At 64.4% G+C, this 16,053-nt stretch carries 17 protein-coding genes; 8 read left to right on the forward strand and 9 right to left on the reverse strand.

The features are described from left to right. The first annotated feature begins 33 nt into the window (after nt 1-33). Entirely contained in the window at nt 34-576 is a 543-nt protein-coding gene (locus tag AV929_RS11915; RefSeq protein ID WP_050006898.1) for a hypothetical protein, read from the forward strand. Here the strand turns inward: AV929_RS11915 and AV929_RS11920 are convergent, their stop codons facing one another. The 3 genes from AV929_RS11920 to aroA all read right to left on the reverse strand — a co-directional run bounded on the left by AV929_RS11920 (nt 577) and on the right by aroA (nt 3,787). Further along, nucleotides 577-1,203: a uracil-DNA glycosylase family protein gene (locus AV929_RS11920; RefSeq protein ID WP_064288343.1), complete on the reverse strand. Its 627-nt coding sequence runs from the start codon at nt 1,201-1,203 to the stop codon at nt 577-579. It abuts the gene before it with no gap. A 1-nt stretch (nt 1,204) separates the two neighbouring features. Next, nucleotides 1,205-2,404: a chorismate synthase gene (gene aroC / locus AV929_RS11925; RefSeq protein ID WP_050037699.1), complete on the reverse strand. Its 1,200-nt coding sequence runs from the start codon at nt 2,402-2,404 to the stop codon at nt 1,205-1,207. A gap of 93 nt (nt 2,405-2,497) precedes the next feature. Beyond that, complete coding sequence (aroA, locus tag AV929_RS11930) at nt 2,498-3,787, reverse strand: 3-phosphoshikimate 1-carboxyvinyltransferase (protein WP_064288344.1); 1,290 nt, start codon at nt 3,785-3,787, stop codon at nt 2,498-2,500. A gap of 97 nt (nt 3,788-3,884) precedes the next feature. Between aroA and AV929_RS11935 the strand changes: the two genes are divergently transcribed. Continuing rightward, nucleotides 3,885-4,592, forward strand: coding sequence for an SDR family NAD(P)-dependent oxidoreductase (locus tag AV929_RS11935; protein ID WP_174878657.1), 708 nt, complete (start codon nt 3,885-3,887; stop codon nt 4,590-4,592). 45 nt (nt 4,593-4,637) lie between these two features. Beyond that, a complete protein-coding gene (locus AV929_RS11940) occupies nt 4,638-5,504 on the forward strand; it encodes a ZIP family metal transporter (protein WP_064288345.1) in 867 nt (288 codons plus the stop codon). Between the two features lie 14 nt (nt 5,505-5,518). Here AV929_RS11940 and AV929_RS11945 read toward each other — a convergent pair whose 3' ends face one another. The 4 genes from AV929_RS11945 to AV929_RS11960 form a co-directional block, all read right to left on the reverse strand. Beyond that, complete coding sequence (locus AV929_RS11945) at nt 5,519-6,919, reverse strand: PAS domain S-box protein (protein ID WP_064288346.1); 1,401 nt, start codon at nt 6,917-6,919, stop codon at nt 5,519-5,521. 6 nt (nt 6,920-6,925) lie between these two features. After that, nucleotides 6,926-8,416 (reverse strand): ATPase domain-containing protein, encoded by a 1,491-nt coding sequence (locus AV929_RS11950; protein ID WP_064288347.1) that lies wholly within the window; start codon nt 8,414-8,416, stop codon nt 6,926-6,928. A gap of 293 nt (nt 8,417-8,709) precedes the next feature. Next, nucleotides 8,710-9,990: a TIGR00300 family protein gene (locus tag AV929_RS11955; protein ID WP_050037704.1), complete on the reverse strand. Its 1,281-nt coding sequence runs from the start codon at nt 9,988-9,990 to the stop codon at nt 8,710-8,712. Between the two features lie 62 nt (nt 9,991-10,052). Continuing rightward, a complete protein-coding gene (locus AV929_RS11960; RefSeq protein ID WP_064288348.1) occupies nt 10,053-10,439 on the reverse strand; it encodes a hypothetical protein in 387 nt (128 codons plus the stop codon). A gap of 161 nt (nt 10,440-10,600) precedes the next feature. On the opposite strand from AV929_RS11960, the gene AV929_RS11965 reads away from it, so the two are divergent. Both AV929_RS11965 and AV929_RS11970 read left to right on the forward strand, forming a co-directional pair. Then, entirely contained in the window at nt 10,601-12,250 is a 1,650-nt protein-coding gene (locus AV929_RS11965) for a thiamine pyrophosphate-binding protein (RefSeq protein ID WP_064288349.1), read from the forward strand. 34 nt (nt 12,251-12,284) lie between these two features. Further along, on the forward strand, nt 12,285-12,986 hold the full coding sequence (locus tag AV929_RS11970) for an SOS response-associated peptidase (RefSeq protein ID WP_064288350.1): 702 nt from the start codon (nt 12,285-12,287) through the stop codon (nt 12,984-12,986). A 19-nt stretch (nt 12,987-13,005) separates the two neighbouring features. Here the strand turns inward: AV929_RS11970 and AV929_RS22800 are convergent, their stop codons facing one another. After that, the gene (locus tag AV929_RS22800) at nt 13,006-13,131 is read right to left on the reverse strand and encodes a hypothetical protein (RefSeq protein ID WP_008310277.1); all 126 of its coding nucleotides are present in this window, start codon (nt 13,129-13,131) and stop codon (nt 13,006-13,008) included. 119 nt (nt 13,132-13,250) lie between these two features. Here AV929_RS22800 and cysK point away from each other — a divergent pair, with 119 nt between their 5' ends. Then, on the forward strand, nt 13,251-14,177 hold the full coding sequence (gene cysK, locus AV929_RS11975; protein ID WP_014039807.1) for a cysteine synthase A: 927 nt from the start codon (nt 13,251-13,253) through the stop codon (nt 14,175-14,177). Between the two features lie 36 nt (nt 14,178-14,213). Here cysK and AV929_RS11980 read toward each other — a convergent pair whose 3' ends face one another. Then, nucleotides 14,214-14,825 (reverse strand): translation initiation factor IF-2 subunit beta, encoded by a 612-nt coding sequence (locus tag AV929_RS11980; RefSeq protein ID WP_008310273.1) that lies wholly within the window; start codon nt 14,823-14,825, stop codon nt 14,214-14,216. A gap of 97 nt (nt 14,826-14,922) precedes the next feature. On the opposite strand from AV929_RS11980, the gene AV929_RS11985 reads away from it, so the two are divergent. Together AV929_RS11985 and AV929_RS11990 are read left to right on the forward strand one after the other, a co-directional pair. Next, nucleotides 14,923-15,303 carry a hypothetical protein gene (locus AV929_RS11985; protein ID WP_064288351.1) on the forward strand — a complete coding sequence of 127 codons (381 nt, stop codon included), beginning with the start codon at nt 14,923-14,925 and terminating at the stop codon, nt 15,301-15,303. Nucleotides 15,304-15,313: 10 nt separating this feature from the next. Beyond that, the gene (locus tag AV929_RS11990; RefSeq protein ID WP_014039809.1) at nt 15,314-16,033 is read left to right on the forward strand and encodes a DICT sensory domain-containing protein; all 720 of its coding nucleotides are present in this window, start codon (nt 15,314-15,316) and stop codon (nt 16,031-16,033) included. The last annotated feature ends 20 nt before the right edge of the window (nt 16,034-16,053 follow it).

A 16,053-nucleotide genomic window follows, 5' to 3' on the forward strand; every position in this document is an offset into this window, starting at 1 on the left:
TGTGAGCAGTATTTGATAACTAAGAGAAACTATATGGAGCAATCCCAGACCTACAGATGTGACGGATGTGGGTCGGAGTACCGGGTTCTCGGGGAGCCACGACCCAAGATCGTATGCCGCGACTGCGAACGCGAGGCCACGTTGTCCGGGACTGCGGCGGCACAACGGGCGTACCATATCGGCTACACGCGGTATCGCGAAGCGCGCCGGCAGCTATCCGACGCGCTAGCGACCGTCGAAGACGGGGAGATGGCGCTCGCTCGCGGTGGGTTCGACAGTGCCGCGTCGGACTTCGAGGAAAGCGTCGAGGAGTTCACGACGACTGTTCGCGAAGCGGACGACGACTCGCTGACCGAGTTAGCGGAACGGGCGCGCAAGAAAGCGACCTGTCTCTGGCAGGCCGCCGAGTGGCTCAGCGGCATGACTTACGCCAGCGAACAGGGCGAATCGACACAGGCGAGCCAGTACCGCCACGACGCCGAAAACCGGCTACAGGCGGCAACTGAGTACGGGACAGTGTCGAGCCCGGAAGAGTTGCTCCAGACCGCTGAGACCGAAGTCCAGTCCGATACCTGACTACCGCCCGCGTCGGCCCTTCGTCTGCCGGTAGTCCTGTCCAAGCGTCTCGCTGAGGTGCTCCAGAAACGCTGTCCGTTCCGCATCGGTCTGTTCACTCGGCGGAATCATCGGGAGGATCTCGAATCCCCGACCGCGGATCGTCGTCGCGTGGCGGTCCTCGACGTCGAGTTCGTCCTCGCTCATCGTCGTGTACTCGAAGGCTAACTCTTCGAGGGGGCGCTGGCCGACCGGTAGCAATATCTCGGGATTTATCATCCGTATCTCGCTGTTGAGATACGGTTCGCAGTTGACGACCTCCTCGTCGGTCGCCGCCCTGCCGGGATGGCGACAGCGGGTCACGTACGTCAGGAAGGTGTTCTGTAGCTGCGGCCTGTCGGCGTTCGGGTCCGAGCACATGTCGACCGCGGCGAGGATGTCGAGCAGTTCGCGCTCTTGCTCGCCGGTAAAGGGGATACCGGACTCGTCAGCGCCGACTGCGGGCGAGTCGCCGAGGACGATGAACTCAGCGCCCACGTCGCCGTAGCCGTGGACGACGTTCTCGCGCGTCTCACACAGTGCGGGGCAGTTCTGGCACGCCTCGTCCATCCCGAACGGGTTCGACTTGGATTCCTGTTGGGCGTCCATCTTACTCGTCGTCGAGGGTCTTGGCGTGGGTGTCCGCGTCCTCGGGGTCGTTCTGCGGACTGGACGGGTGGTAGTCGGTGTCGTACTCGCCCGGTCGGTCGTCGAGCCGGTCGGGGTTGATGCGGCCGCCGAGCAGCATGAAGTCGAGGACCGTACAGGCCAGCATGGCCTCGACGACCGGGACCGCCCGCGGCGGCAGGACCGGGTCGTGGCGGCCGGTGACGGTAATTTCCTTGCCTTCGCCCGTCTCCCAGTCGACCGTCTTCTGGGTCTTGGGAATCGACACCGGCGCGTGCCACGACACCTCGCCGTAGATTGGCTGGCCGGTCGTGATGCCCCCCTGGATGCCGCCGTGGTCGTTGCCGACAGGCGTGGGGTGGCCGTCCTCACTAAACTCCCAGTTCTCGGTGTACTCGCTGCCCTTCGTCGTCCGGGCCTCGCGGCCGATGCCGTACTCGAAGTCGTTGACCGCCGGAATCGAGTACATCGCCTGGCCGAGCCGGGACGGGAAGCTATCGAACCGTGGCGCGCCGAGGCCGGACGGGACGCCGCGACATTCGAAGTAAATCGCGCCGCCGATGGAGTCGCCCTCCTTCTGGTGCTTGTCGGCCAGGTCGCGCATCTCCTTGGCCGCGTCGGGGTCGGCACAGCGGACCTCGTTTTCCTCGCTGTGTTCGAGCATGTCCTCGAAGGTCACCGGGCCGGCCTCGACGTCGCCGATCTGGCAGACGTGGGCCTTGATCTGGACGTCGTAGTCGGACTGTTCGAGGATCTGCTTGGCGACGCCGCCGGCGGCGACCCAGTTGACTGTCTCGCGGGCCGAGGACCGGCCGCCGCCGCCCCAGTTTCGGGTCCCGAACTTCGCGGAGTAGGTGTAGTCGCCGTGGGACGGTCGCGGAGCCGTAATGAATGGCTCGTACTTGCCCGAGCGGGCGTCCTTGTTCTCGATAACCATTCCGATGGGCGTGCCCGTCGTGTACCCGTCCTGAATCCCGGAGTTAATCGTCACCTTATCCGGTTCGCCCCGGGAGGTGGTAATCATCGACTGGCCGGGCTTGCGCCGGTCGAGGTCTTTCTGTATCTCTTCCGCTGAGAGTTCGACGCCCGCCGGGACGCCGGAGACGGTACAGCCCATCGCCTCCCCGTGGGACTCGCCGTAGGTCGTCATGCGGAACAGACGACCGAACTCGTTGCCGTTCATTACAGTGGTGTCGGGGTTGGGGGCATTTGAACCTTGTAGATGTGGCCGGTGCTTGTCCCGCTATAGGCAACGATAGCGTCGGTGTCCCGCTATCTACCGCACGACAGTAGCGCCGAGTGAATCGAGTACGTCGAAGAAGTCCGGGAAGGACACGTCGACGTGTTCCGCCCCGCTCACTGTCGTCTCGCCGTCGGCGACGAGGCCGGCGACGGCCAGCGACATGATGATGCGGTGGTCCGCGCGGCCTTCGACGGTCGTGCCGATGAGGTCACTGTCCGCGCCGTAGACGAACAGTTCGTCCTGGTGTTCCTCCACCTCAGCGCCCATCTTCGTCAGTTCTTCAGCCATCGCGCTCACGCGGTCAGTCTCCTTGTACCGGACGTGCTCGGCGTCGGTGATCCGCGTGACGCCGTCGGCGGCGGCCCCCAGCGTCGCGATTGTCGGCAGGAGGTCCGGCGTGTCTTCGACGCCGACCTCGATACCGGTTAGCTCGGACTGTGTGACGGTGATTTCGCCGCTTTCCTCGTCCCAGTCGAGGTCGGCCCCCATCCGGTCGAGGATGTCGACGATGGCGGCGTCACCCTGAGCGCTTGGGAACGCCGACGTGACCTGCAGGCCGTCCTCGGCGGCGAGCGCACCGGCCGCGAGCAGGTAGCTCATCGACGAGAAGTCCCCGGGGACGTTGTAGTCGCCGCCTTCGGGCACGTAGGTCTGGCCGCCGTCGACGGTGAACCCGGTATCGGTCTTCTGGGCGTTGATGTCGAACGCGTCCAGCACCTCCAGCGTGATATCGACGTACGGCGACGATTTCAGCTCGGTCGTCAGGTCGATATCGATGCCGTCCGGCGAGACGGCACCAGCCATCAGCAGTGCGGTGATGTACTGCGAGGACACATCACCGGGAATCTCGACCCCGCCGCCGTCGATGCCGCCACCAACCACGAGTGGGGCCTGTCCGTTCCGGCGAGTCGACTCGGCGTCGCCGTCCAGCTGTTCGATGGCATCGAGCAGCGGCCCCTGCGGGCGCGACCGGAGGGATTCGTCGCCAGTCAGTACCGCGAGATTGTCCTGCAGTGCGGCTGTCGCGGTGACCAGTCGCATCGTCGTCCCGCTGTTGGCACAGTCGATCACGTCGTCCGGCGTCTCCGGCCGGCCGTCGAAGCCCGTGACTTCGACCGTCGACTCGTCTTCAGCCAGTGAGACGCTCCCGCCGTAGGCCTCGACCGCTCGCATTGTGGCCTTCGTATCCGCACTCACGAGCGGGTCGTGGACGACCGCGCCGTCGGCGTAGCCCGCAGCCAGCACCGCCCGGTGCGTGTAGCTCTTCGACGGCGGCGCTTGCGCCGTCCCCTCGACCGTCGATTCGGCAATCGTGATGTCCATGCCCGGTCGGTAGCGGGCGTTCGACAAGAGGCTACCGCTCTCTCACCCCACCGACGGTGGGAGCAACGACCTTGTGGCTGGCAGCGGTACCACCGCTATGGTCCCAGCGATGGACGGCGCGACCGTTGTCGTCACGGGTGCGAGTAAAGGTATCGGCGAGCAGATAGCCCACGCGGTAGCGGGAGCGGGCGCACATACGGTCATCTGTGCCCGCGACGCGGAGGCGCTCGAGCGTGTCGAAGCCGATATACGGGATGCAGGCGGCTCCGTGACCGCGATTCGGACGGACGTGCGCGACGAGTACGACGTGGAACGACTGGTCGAAACTGCCACACGAGACGGTGACGGCGCAATACAGTACGTTGTCGCTAACGCCGGCGTCTACCACGGAACCGCCGGCGAGACACCGCTTACCGAGGAATCCTACGCCGCCTTCGACGACCACCTCCGGACGAACGCTCGGGGCGTGTTCTCGACGATCCGCGAAGCCGTCCCACACCTCGGTCCGGACGCCCGCATCGTCGTCCCGACGGGCGTCGTCGCCCGCGAAGGGATGCCCGGATACGGTTCCTACGCAGTCTCGAAGGCCGCCGCGGAGGCCGTTGCCCGCGGGTTCGCCGCCGACCTCGACATCCCGGTCGGTGCAGTCGACCCCGGACAGGTCGCGACGGACCTCTCCGGCGACGGCGGACGCGACCCGGAATCCGTCGCCGAAATGGTCCTCTGGGCGCTCCGGGACGCTGACCCGTCAGCACTGGACGGCGGCGTCATCGACTGGGGCGACTATCGGTCGGCGACCCGGTGACCGCCACCGATGGGTTTATTAGCAACAGGCCGGTGATTGTAGATAATGTCTATTAACTCAACCTCAGTTTTTAATAACGCTGGCCGAATCTCCACCGCCGGCCTCGCGAGTGTTGTCGGCCTGGTGATCCTGTCCGGCGTCGCAGTCACCGGCGGGGCGAGTAAGGTTCTGGTCATCTCCTGGGTCGCGTTCGTGGCAATGGCACTGGGCGCGTGGCTTGGGGCGCGGGCCGATGAAACGAACCCCTACCGACTGGTCTGGGGCTACGGGCTCGCGAGCGGGGCGATGGTCACCTCAGCGGCCATGTTCCTCGTCCCGCAGGCGATGGGACTGGGCGGCCAGGCCGGCGCAGCGCGTATCGGCGGCGTCGGCATCGCCGCCGGACTGGTCACCGGCTACGGCACCCACACTATCGGCCACCGGCTGACCCACGTCGAGACTGCCTTCGACATGACGACGCTTGCCATCGCCGCCCACGCCCTCTCGGCCGGCCTGGTCATCGGGCTGGTCTACGCCTCGATGCCCCAACTGGGTATCCTGCTCGGGCTCGCTATTGTCTCACACAAGGGACCGGCCGGCTACGCTGCTGCCCGGCGGCTCGGACGCAGCGGCAAGTCCGCCACCGCGCTGTTGCTCCCCGCGGCCGGCGTCGGCCTGACGGCGATCCCGTCCGCGCTCCTCCCAATTCCGGAGTCCGCTCTTCTCAACGCAGTTATCTTCGGATTCGCCGCCGGCATCTTCCTCCACGTCGCGATGGACTTCCTGCCGAACTGCGAGGCCGGCAGCGAGATCGACGAGGTCTGTGAACTCCACGACCACTCCCACGACCTGCTCGACGAACTCCGAACGCACGCCGTCGCGTCGACGCTGGTCGGCGCTGCTGTCATCGTGCTGGCCTGGGTCGCTATCTGAACGCGCGTCCGTCGTCACCGGACGGGCACAGTCACGGACACACTCGTCCCGTCGGTATCGGCCCGGATGTCGATATCGCCACCGACGTAGCTGACGAGCCAGTACGCGAACCACAGCCCCAGTCCGGACCCGTGTTCGAGCGGCTTCTCTTCCGCCGCCTCGATGACCCGCCGCTCTTGATCCGGGACCCCTGGCCCGTTGTCCACAATCGTCACTGTCGCTGTCGAGTCGTGGCGCTCCGTCCGGACGGTGACCCGCGGTGCCGATGCGTCGGAGTGCTTGATACCGTTCTCGATGAGTTCCTGCAACGCTGGGACTACCTTTGCATCTATCGTGGACGACGAGACGGAGTCGCTCTCGACGACGAACTCGGCGTCGGGGTATGCTGCGGCCAGCCCGTCCGTGATGTCACTGAGGGCGTCTTCGAGTTCGCGCTCGACATCGTCGGTAAGCGAGTCCGCGAGCAGTTCCTGTACGTGGTGCGCTTTCTCACTGATGTCGAGCAGGGACTGCACGTTCGCTTTGATAGTCTCAAGGTGGTCGAGCGCGTCGTCGTCGTCGACTAACTCTGCCAGAATGTCCGCACGTCCGCTGATGGTCGTTCCGTTGTTCCGGAGATTGTGCCGGAGAATCCGATGGAACACGGTGAGCTGTTGCTCGCGCAGTCGGCGACCGGTGATTTCGTCCTGCATCCCGACGAACCCCTGTATCGTCCCGTCCGCGTCCTGAATCGGGGCGATGGTCTGGTTGATGATGAACCGCTCGCCGGACTTGCGCTCGTTTACGATCTCGCTCGTCCAGACCTCGCCGCGACAGATCGTGTCCCAGAGCCGTTCGTAGAACTGTTCGCTCTGTTCACCGGACTTGAGTATCCGCGGTGTTCGACCGATTGCCTCTTCGGCGCTGAATCCGGTGAGTTCCTCGAACGCCGGGTTGACGTACTCGATGACGCCGTAGGTGTTCGTTATCAGAATCGCGTGGCCCGCATGCTCGACGGCGTTCCTGAACCGCCGGAGTTCGCTGTTTTGTTCTCTGAGGTCCGCAACGAGGTCCTCGGTGTGGCTGCGCCGGGCGAGGAGGTTCGCGATGGTTCGAAAGAGCGCCTGCGTGTCCAGCGGCGCTGTCATGATATCATCGACGACGAGTGGCTGCTCGGCCGCGTCGATATCGGGCAGGTCAATCCTGACTGGCGTCCCCTCACGACGGACCAGAATCACGGGGCAAAACACCGGATCTGCCCGGTGTTTGTACTGCTCTATCGACTCTCTGTACTTCGGAAACGACGACTCGTCGACGATGTGGAGGTCGACTTCCCGGAACTCGTCGTCCGTGATCGGCGTGTGGTGTTCGGCGACGACGGAGGCGAGTGCCTCCCGGTTGCCGTCGCCGGCCAGCAGTAATTGGACATCGGCCATCGGTGGTTAGCGAGTGGATGAGCGTCCGCCGCTGTCTCCATGCTGTTCGGGCACGCCCTCGAACACGCCGTGCATCCCCGAGACGGGGTCGCCGACCTGAAGGCCGTCGGCGGTTATCTCGAACCGGCGGGGGACCGCCTCGAACCCGCCGACGCGCTTTTTCAGCGCGCCGACGACTCGCTGGAGTTCGCCCCCGACCTCGATGTAGTTCTCGAAGACGATGTTGTCGGCGAGGTAACTGACGTTCTCGCTCGTGGGTTCGTGAAGCCCCGTCACGTCCCTACGCTGGTCGATCAGGATCACAGCGGTGTTCCCGCGCGTGAGATGCTGTGTCAGGGCGTGGAGCCGCCGACGCAGTTCCACGTCGTCCTGTCCGTGCTTGATCGCGTTCTTGTAGCCCGCGATGCCGTCGATAACCACGAGTTCGGCCCCGCGCTCCGCGGCCTGTGTCTTCACGCGGTTCGCGAACTCCTCGGGCGACATCGCCAGCGACTCGATCTCCTCGACGAGAAGTGTCCCCTCGTCACGCAACTCCGAGAGCGGTATCCCGAACGTCTCACAGCGGTGTGTGAACGTGTCGATGGATTCGTCGAACAGGTAGGCGAGCGCCGGGGACCCGTCTGCCGCTGCGGAGGCCAGGAACTCCGTCGCCGTCGTCGACTTGCCAACGCCGGAGGGACCACTGAGAATCGTCACCGTCCCGCGTTCGAGTCCGCCATCGAGGAGCGAGTCCAGTTCCGGCACCCCGGCGGAGAACTGCGTGGGGTCGAACGACCGCGTCCGCTGTTCCGGTTCGAGCGCGGGATACACTTCGACGCCGGACTCCCGGATTTCCATCCCGTGTGAGCCGTCCTGTTGGCCGATGCCGCGATGCTTGCGCAGTCGAATACGCCGACCCGCCTTCTCATCGCCGTAACTGAGCGAGATGATGCCGTCACTGAGCGACCGAAGCTGGCTGTCCATCTGATTGCTCGGCGTCTTGGTCGCCAGCACGGTCGTCTCCCTGTCTTGCAGAAAGCGCGCGAAAGAGATGATACGCTTCCGAAACTGGTACTCGGTCGGTTCGAGATACTGGAAGTGTGTGATCGGGTCAATGAGGACGCGGTCCGGGTCGACCCGCTCGATAGCCTCGCGGATATCCGAAATCAGGTGGCCGTCCTCGACGTCTCTGGGCTTGACCACGTCGTACGATTCGGCCTCCATGAAAAACTCCGAATCGGGGCCGACATCCAGAAACGTCGCATCGGCGATATCGATGCCGAGTTCGGCAGTGTTCGCCAGTAAATCGGCAGCCGATTCTTCGGCGTGAATGAACAGCACGTCGTCGCCCGCTTCGATCCCCGCTTCGAGAAACTGCGTGCCAAGCAGTGTTTTCCCGGTCCCGGGCGGTCCGATAACGAGATAGAGCCGCCCTTCCACAAGCCCGCCTCTGAGAAGCGAATCAAGGCCTGAGATCCCGCTGGAAAGCCGCGTGAACTGCCGCAAAGGAGAGGGCATAGAGAGAGTATCGGATGGCGGGTAATAAGCATCTCGCGAGAACGCGGGCGTGACAACCGAGGACACGAAACACCGATTCGCGTCTCCTCGCTCTTTCGACTAACGTGGGCGAAAAAGCGACCACTCGCGCTGCTCGTGGTCGTCCTACTCCTCGTCGAGCAACTGCTCCGCCAGAATCGGGACAAACGTCCGCAATCCACCTTTTTTACCATCGGGTGTGCTCCCTGTGGTCACACACCACTCGATAAAAAACGTGGGCGAAAAAGCGACCACTCGCGCTGCTCGTGGTCGTCTTACTCCTCGTCGAGCAACTGCTCCGCCAGAATCGGGACGAAGGTGCCGATGTCGGTGACCATCCCGACTGCCTGTGCGGAGCCACGGTCGAGGAGCTGTGTCACCGTCGCGGGGTTGATGTCGACGCAGACGACCCGCGTCGTCGAGGGGAGACAGTTCCCGACGGCGACCGAGTGCAGCAGCGTCGAGAGCATCAACACCATGTCGGCCTCGTGGGCCTGCTCCCGGATGGCGTTCTGGGCCTCGACGGCGTCGGTGATGGTGTCCGGGAGCGGGCCGTCGTCGCGGATAGAGCCCGCGAGAACGAACGGCCGGTCGTTTTCGATGCATTCGTACATCACGCCGGAGCCGATGGTGCCGGACTCGACGGCCTCCTCGATGCCGCCCTCGCGGATGACCTCGCTGATGGCGTAGATGTGGTGCTTGTGGCCGTGGCGGGGATGGTCAAGGCTCTCGGTGTCCATGCCTAGCGAGGTCCCGTAGATGTCGCGCTCGATGTCATGGACGGCGAAGCCGTTGCCGGCCGAGAGCATATCGACGTAGCCCTCCCGGACGAGGCGGGCGAGGTCCTCGCGCGCCCCGGAGTGGATGAGGGCTGGCCCACAGACCGCCATCACTTTGCCACCCTCCTTTTTCGTCTCTTTGATGGCGTTCGCGATCTTGCGGATGGTCGACTCCGAGGGCCGCTCGGAGGAGACGCCGCCCTGCATGAAGCCGAACGCGCCGCCCGAATCGCGGGGCCGCTCCGGCGGCTGGACCTTGATGCCGGTTTCGTCGGTGACGACCATGTCGCCCTCCTCGATAGCGTTCAGGACCTTGGTGTAAGCTCGGGGGTAGTCTCTCGGTTCCTCGTCGTCACCGTTCGACTGTTCCGAGGCGCGGTGCGCTTCGCCATCTTCGACGACCACGGCGCAGTCCATCTCCATGTCCTCGACCTCGATCCACTCGCCGCTGTGGCGGATGAACGTCGGGTGGTTCGTCGTCGAGTAGAACCCGTGCGGGACGACCTGGTCGTCGGGTGCGGGGACGAGCGTGGCGTCTTTCGGGTCCGAGGGGTTGACGCCGTGCTGGTGGAGTTCGTGAACAATCGACTGCAGTTGGTCTTCGTCGTCAGCCTCGACGAGCATCCGGGCGTAGGACTCCTCGTCTTTGTGACGGCCGATATCGAACTCCTGAACGGAGAAGGAGCCGCCCAGATCCATGATGATGCCGAAACAGGACTGCATCATCCCGGAGTCGATGATGTGGCCCTCTAGTTCGACTTCGCGAGAGACGGTCATGGCCAAGACATGGAGACAGGTGTGTAAGACGGTTTTGGGTCTGCACCACTCCGGCGGCTCGGCTACCGCCCGTCAACGTGTCGTTGCACGGCCCACGACTCTCCCTCGCTGTCCTCACATAGCCGCTCGAAGAACCGCTGTAGCCCGTCGGACTCCGTGGTCGGCAGGACGTGCAGTCGGACCGTCCCGTCGCGGACGGCGACGCGGAACACGTCGGTCGTCTCCTCGTCGCGGACCAGCCACAGCGGCATCGGCAGGTCGTGGAAATCACCGTAGCGGTACGGTCCGGCCTCGAGGATGTCGACGACTGTCTCGGCGAGTTCCGGCGTCGACCGCTCCCGATCCGGGATGAGTCGGAACTCCGTCCCGCCCTCGTATTCGACCCCGCTCCCGTGGGGAAAGCGCCGCTGTGGGTGTGCGGGGATGCTGAACGAGGGGTCCGTGGTCATCTGTCACGTAGTTGGGCGCTTTCGGATTTAAATTCGCGGGCCATGTAGGGGGCGGGCGTAGATATTCCCCTGCGTCTGTGGCGTCGACCCGACGCGGTCTAGCATGACCGGTGGCGAACTAAAGTCATGAGAGTGAATTGTCTTCGGAGTGAGGAATCAGTATGCGCGTTAGTCTGGCGGTGGTAGACCGTCTCGTCGCGAACGGCATCGATACCGTCTTCGGAATCCCGGGGAAGCAGTCCCTCCCGCTGAACGAGGCCATCGGCAAGCGAGACGACATCCGTTTCGTCGTGGCACGACACGAAACTGCGGTCTCACATCAGGCCTGGGGCTATGCAGAGACGAGCGGGCAGATAGCGAGCACTGTTGTCGTTCCCGGTCCGGGCGATATGAACGCGATGAACGGCCTGAAAAACGCGCTGAACGACTGCACGCCGCTGGTGCACTTCGCCATCGAAACCGAGCCGGCGCTCCGGGGCGGGGATGCGATTCACGAAACCCCGCCGGACACCTACGACAACGTCGTCAAAGAGAACATACTACTGAAGAACCCCGAGACGACAGCGGCGACGATTGACCGAGCGGTACAGATCGCCAAGACACCTCCGAAGGGGCCAGTCAGAGTCGGACTCCCCAAGAATTACTTGCAGATGGACGTGCCAATCGCTGGTGCAAGCACACCTTCGGCTCCGTCCACCAGCACCGTCCCGGAGCAGGCGGTTGCGGAAGCCGCTGAGCACCTGCTCGCGGCCGAGATGCCAGTTATCATGGCAGGCGGTGGTGTGCGAGCGTCGGGTGGGACGGCGGCGCTCCGAAGCCTCGCCGAGCGACTTGACGCGCCCGTCGTGACGACGTACAAAGGCAAAGGCGTGTTCCCGGAGGATCACGACCTCAGTGCCGGTGTCCTGAGCGGGAGTGCAAGCCCAGAGCTACTGGACTGTCTCGCCGACTCCGACGCCGTACTCGCCGTCGGCTCCGACCTTGATGCACACGGGACACGCGGGTGGTCCGTCGAACTACCTGAGACGCTCGTTCACGTCACGATTGACGCCGACGACCTCGGCACGGGCTATGACCCGACTGTCGGCATCCTCGCAGATGCCGCGGACGCGATGACGGCGGTCGAGAACAAAATCGCGGCGGCTGATACCGCTCCTGCTACGAAGGCGGACGGCACCGAACGCGCACAGGCTGTCCGCGATGCTACTGCGCGTCGTATCGAACCGCTCGTGGATTCGGAACCACCGCTCACCTCCGTCCATGTGCTGCAAACTCTCCGGGACGCAGTCCCTTCGGATGCTATCACGGCCGTCGACGCCGGGGGGTTCCGCGTCTGGGCGCTGAACACGTTCGAGGCGTACGGGCCGCGCAGCTACGTCAACCCCGGGTCGTGGGCGACGATGGGAACCGGACTGCCGTCGGCGATTGGGGCACAGCTAGCCAATCCGGACACGCCCGTCGTCGCGTTGACCGGTGATGGCGGCCTCATGATGTGCGTGCACGAGCTCCACACTGCGGTCGCCGAGGACCTCCCGATCACCGTCGTCGTCCTCAACAACGACGATTACGCGATTATCAGTGAGGAGGCCGGCCGGAGTTACGACCTCGACCACCAGGCGTACGGATGGGACACGACGCCGATTGACTTCGGAACCGTCGCTGCCGGAATGGGGATGGAAGCCGTGCAAGCCGACACGCCGTCCGAAATCCGCACGGCGGTTCGCGAGGCGGTGCAGACGGACGCGCCGACGCTCGTCGAGGTCAGGACCGACCCGACGGAGCCACAGGCGAGCGAGTGGATGGGCGAGTAGTGGATTTATCCAGCGGGAACACCAAAAGCAGGTCATGTGTGGCCGCTACAGTTTGTTCTCTCCTCGCGAGGAAATTGAGACGCGGTTCGACGCCGAGTTTTCTTTCGACTACGAGCCGCGATACAACGCCGCTCCGAGCCAAGACCTGCCGGTCATCACTGCCGAGTCGTCCGGCACAATCAAGCGGATGGAGTGGGGACTGATTCCGTCCTGGGCTGACAACCGCACGGACCACGGGCACATCAACGCCCGCGCCGAGACGCTGGCGGAGAAACGTTCGTTCGCCGAAGCCTACGAGGCTCGCCGCTGTCTTGTCCCTGCCGATGGGTTCTACGAGTGGGTCGAGACGAGCGACGGCAAGCAACCGTATCGCGTGGCGCTGCCGGACGACGACCTGTTCGCGATGGCGGGGCTGTACGAGCGGTGGGAGCCGCCACAGCGACAGACCGGGCTGGGGGAGTTCGGCGGGAGCGGCGGCGATTCGGGCGGCGAAGACGATATCGTCGAGTCGTTCACGATTGTGACGACCGAACCGAACGACGCCGTCGCTGACCTCCATCACCGGATGGCCGTCATCCTCGACCCGGCTGAGGAGTCGATGTGGCTGCGCGGCAGCGCCGACGACGTGTCCACACTGCTTGACCCGTACGACGGCCCGATGCGGACCTATCCGGTTTCGTCAGCGGTCAACAGCCCAGCCAACGACTCGCCGGACCTCATCGAACCAGTCGGGTAGTGACGGCTGGGTAACGGCGCTACTCGCTCGGCGTGTTCTGGCGCTTGAACTGGTGCAACATCTTCCAGAGCGTCTCTTCTTCGACTTGGTTTTCGGCGGCGGATAGCTGGCGGTACAGGCCCTCAGAGACGGTAATCTCGGGCATTACTGGAACGCTCGTGTGGAGACAACATAAGCTTCTGGAGACTCGGAACCGAGTGAATGTATCCGTCCCACAATATTCTGGGTACGTCGTTACGGGGGCTAATCGCCTTCTCCCGGTGTATGCAGTCGTACGCCCAGCGAGACGACGGTACTGTCGCGTCCAGTGTGACTGAGCTCATCGGCGACACGCCGCTGGTCTGTCTCGACAGCTTCGCGGACAATCTGCTCGGCAAGGTCGAAGCGGCCAATCCTTACTCCGTCAAGGACCGCATCGCGCTGTACATGGTCGAGGCGGCCGCAGAGTCCGGAAACCTACCTGACGACGGAACGGTCGTCGAGGCGACCAGCGGCAACACCGGTATCGGGCTGGCCGCTGTCTGCGCTGCACGGGGGTACGACTGCGTGCTGACGATGCCCGAATCGATGAGCGAGGAGCGCCGGCAGTTGCTGTCGGGGCTCGGCGCGGACCTCGAACTCACGCCGGCCGACGGCGGCATGAGCGGCGCAATCGAGCGCGCGAACGAACTCGCGGATGCGCCGGATACTGTCCGCGCCCGGCAGTTCGAGAACGAGGCGAACCCGCGCGCCCACCGCGAGACGACGGGTCCGGAGATATGGGCCGATACCGACGGCGACGTGGACGCCGTCGTCGCCGGCGTCGGGACCGGCGGCACGATCACCGGTATCTCGGAGTACATCGAGGAGGAGGTCGGCGCGGATCTCACATCGGTCGCCGTCGAGCCTGAACAGTCCAAACTGCTCTCGGCGGATGCCCCGGACAGCCACGACATCCAGGGTATCGGTCCCGGGTTCGTTCCGGACATTCTCCGGCGCGACCTCGTCGACGAGGTGCGGACCGCGAGCAAGGCGGAATCCATGGAGGCGACCCACCGACTCGCCAGCGAGGAGGGGATTATGGTCGGCATCTCATCGGGTGCGGCGCTGCACGCGGCCGCGGAGTACGCCACCGAGAACCCCGACGAGACGGTGGTCGCCGTCCTGCCGGACACCGGTGAACGATACCTCTCGACGGACCTGTGGGACTAAGCGAGAACCGTCGCTGCGATGCGGCGAAAACAGCCTTCAGGCGACCCGGCCGAACGCCAGCGTGCCGCTGATGCTCTCGATGTAGGCCTCGACGACCTGCCCTTCGCGCGCTCCGGAGACGAAGATGGTGTACTTCCCTTTCTCGGCAACACCGTCGCCCTCGCGGCCGGTGCCGGTGATCTTGACCTCGTAGGTCTCGCCCTCTTCGAGCGTGGGTCGGTCCTGCTGGGTGTTCGAACTCGCGCCCTTGGCGACCGGGCGGAACGCACCGCAGGCCTGACAGCGCAGCATGTCGACGCCGTCCTCGTTCTTGAGGACGGTGTCGGGCAGGCCACACTCGGAACAGGTGACGTACTCGGCGACGTACGCGTCGATGGCGGCCTCGAAATCAGCGGTGTCGAACGACCCGTTGTAGCGGGCTTCGCCGCCGTCGAACTGGCCGTTGGTCCCGAACTCGCGCTGGATGGCGCGGTGGAGATGCTGGGCGTCCCGCGAGACTGCGTCGGCGATTGCCTCTAAGTTCGTCAGGCGTGTGAACGCCCCGTCGGTCTGGCCCTCGGGGTCGGGAATCGAGAGCCGTTCGCCGGCTTCCCGGGGTTGGTCTGGTAGTACGTCGTACGCACGCTGTAGGGCGGACTCGTAGTTCATACATCTTAGACGGTGCTGGCACGTAAATGGATTCCGTCACATCTGTGATCTCCTATCGGCCAATGATATTAATACTGAGAGTGGATAATTGATTGACATGGATCAGCACGAACAGCCTGTGGAGACGCCGGGACTCGCGTCCGAGCGACTCGATACGCTATTACGGGCGCTGGCAGCCGAGCCCCGGCGGATGATATACACTTACCTCGCCGAACACGACTCGGCCTCAATCGCGGAACTCACTGACGTGGTCGTGGGCTGGTCCAGCGCGCGTGGTCGAGACACCGACGCCCGCAACTGGGACGATACCCGCACGTCGCTCCACCACCGCCACCTCCCTGTTCTCGATGACGATGGCGTTATTAGCTACGACGCTGCCCAGCGGACCGCGACGCTGGCATCGCTGTCGCCATCCACGGCCGAGGTTCTGGCGACGATAACCGATCTGGATACCGCCGAGACAGACCACGAGGACTGATCGTGGGCCGATGACAGTTCGTACCCTCCTCCGACGCTTCGAGGACTCGGACGTGGAGATAACTGTGTACGGTCCGCCCGCAACGAAGACTGTGGTAGAGCGTCTGGCAACTCAGGGAATCGACGCCACCTGGCGGAAACTCCCGACTGGACACCAGAACGCGTTTGTCGTCGTCCGCCGCGACGGCGCGTTCGCCGGGACACCGCCACTCACAGCGCTGCAGGCGTTCTTATGTAAGCCGACGACAGAGCCCGACGACAGCAGGGTGCCTGACAGTGACCCGGACCGGCAGCTTCTCCACTCGGCGCTGGCGAACACGCTCCTCGCATCGCTCACGCCGGCACAGTTGCTCGCAACGTCGCACGAGTTCGAGGACAGGGCCTACCGCGTCGGGAAGGGAACGCTTCGAGTGAGCTTCCAGTCGCTGTCGATCTTCCGCTCTCAGCGCGCCCGATACCAGACGCTCGCCAGCGACACGGACCTCGACATCCACGTTTACGGACGAGACGACTGGGAGCCGCCAGCGATTCCCGGAATCTCGTTCCATCCGCTCACAGACACCGTGCTCGAACAGGTGTGGCTGCTGGCGTTCGACGCCGCCGGCGACGACCAGAACAAGTGTGCACTCGTCGCCGAAGAAACCGAGGACGGACCGTTTCGTGGTCTCTGGACGTACAACGCACGGCTGGTCGACGAAATCATGACGGCGGTTGTGGCTGTCGACGAGTAGCAACTGACCACGAGTCGGCC

The sequence above is a fragment of the Haloarcula sp. K1 genome, from assembly GCF_001647155.1.
GTDB lineage: Archaea > Halobacteriota > Halobacteria > Halobacteriales > Haloarculaceae > Haloarcula > Haloarcula hispanica.

Excerpts from the sequence above, each read along its gene's own strand:
- AV929_RS11915 (WP_050006898.1), top strand. The coding sequence starts at position 34 with ATGGAGCAATCCCAGACCTACAGATGTGACGGATGTGGGTCGGAGTAC.
- AV929_RS11920 (WP_064288343.1), bottom strand. The coding sequence starts at position 1,203 with ATGGACGCCCAACAGGAATCCAAGTCGAACCCGTTCGGGATGGACGAG.
- AV929_RS11950 (WP_064288347.1), bottom strand. The coding sequence starts at position 8,416 with ATGCCCTCTCCTTTGCGGCAGTTCACGCGGCTTTCCAGCGGGATCTCA.
- AV929_RS11980 (WP_008310273.1), bottom strand. The coding sequence starts at position 14,825 with ATGAACTACGAGTCCGCCCTACAGCGTGCGTACGACGTACTACCAGAC.
- AV929_RS11985 (WP_064288351.1), top strand. The coding sequence starts at position 14,923 with ATGGATCAGCACGAACAGCCTGTGGAGACGCCGGGACTCGCGTCCGAG.
- AV929_RS11940 (WP_064288345.1), top strand. The coding sequence starts at position 4,638 with ATGTCTATTAACTCAACCTCAGTTTTTAATAACGCTGGCCGAATCTCC.
- AV929_RS11970 (WP_064288350.1), top strand. The coding sequence starts at position 12,285 with ATGTGTGGCCGCTACAGTTTGTTCTCTCCTCGCGAGGAAATTGAGACG.
- AV929_RS11960 (WP_064288348.1), bottom strand. The coding sequence starts at position 10,439 with ATGACCACGGACCCCTCGTTCAGCATCCCCGCACACCCACAGCGGCGC.
- aroA (WP_064288344.1), bottom strand. The coding sequence starts at position 3,787 with ATGGACATCACGATTGCCGAATCGACGGTCGAGGGGACGGCGCAAGCG.
- AV929_RS11945 (WP_064288346.1), bottom strand. The coding sequence starts at position 6,919 with ATGGCCGATGTCCAATTACTGCTGGCCGGCGACGGCAACCGGGAGGCA.
- AV929_RS11990 (WP_014039809.1), top strand. The coding sequence starts at position 15,314 with ATGACAGTTCGTACCCTCCTCCGACGCTTCGAGGACTCGGACGTGGAG.
- aroC (WP_050037699.1), bottom strand. The coding sequence starts at position 2,404 with ATGAACGGCAACGAGTTCGGTCGTCTGTTCCGCATGACGACCTACGGC.
- AV929_RS22800 (WP_008310277.1), bottom strand. The coding sequence starts at position 13,131 with ATGCCCGAGATTACCGTCTCTGAGGGCCTGTACCGCCAGCTATCCGCC.
- AV929_RS11955 (WP_050037704.1), bottom strand. The coding sequence starts at position 9,990 with ATGACCGTCTCTCGCGAAGTCGAACTAGAGGGCCACATCATCGACTCC.
- AV929_RS11965 (WP_064288349.1), top strand. The coding sequence starts at position 10,601 with ATGCGCGTTAGTCTGGCGGTGGTAGACCGTCTCGTCGCGAACGGCATC.
- AV929_RS11935 (WP_174878657.1), top strand. The coding sequence starts at position 3,885 with ATGGTCCCAGCGATGGACGGCGCGACCGTTGTCGTCACGGGTGCGAGT.
- cysK (WP_014039807.1), top strand. The coding sequence starts at position 13,251 with ATGCAGTCGTACGCCCAGCGAGACGACGGTACTGTCGCGTCCAGTGTG.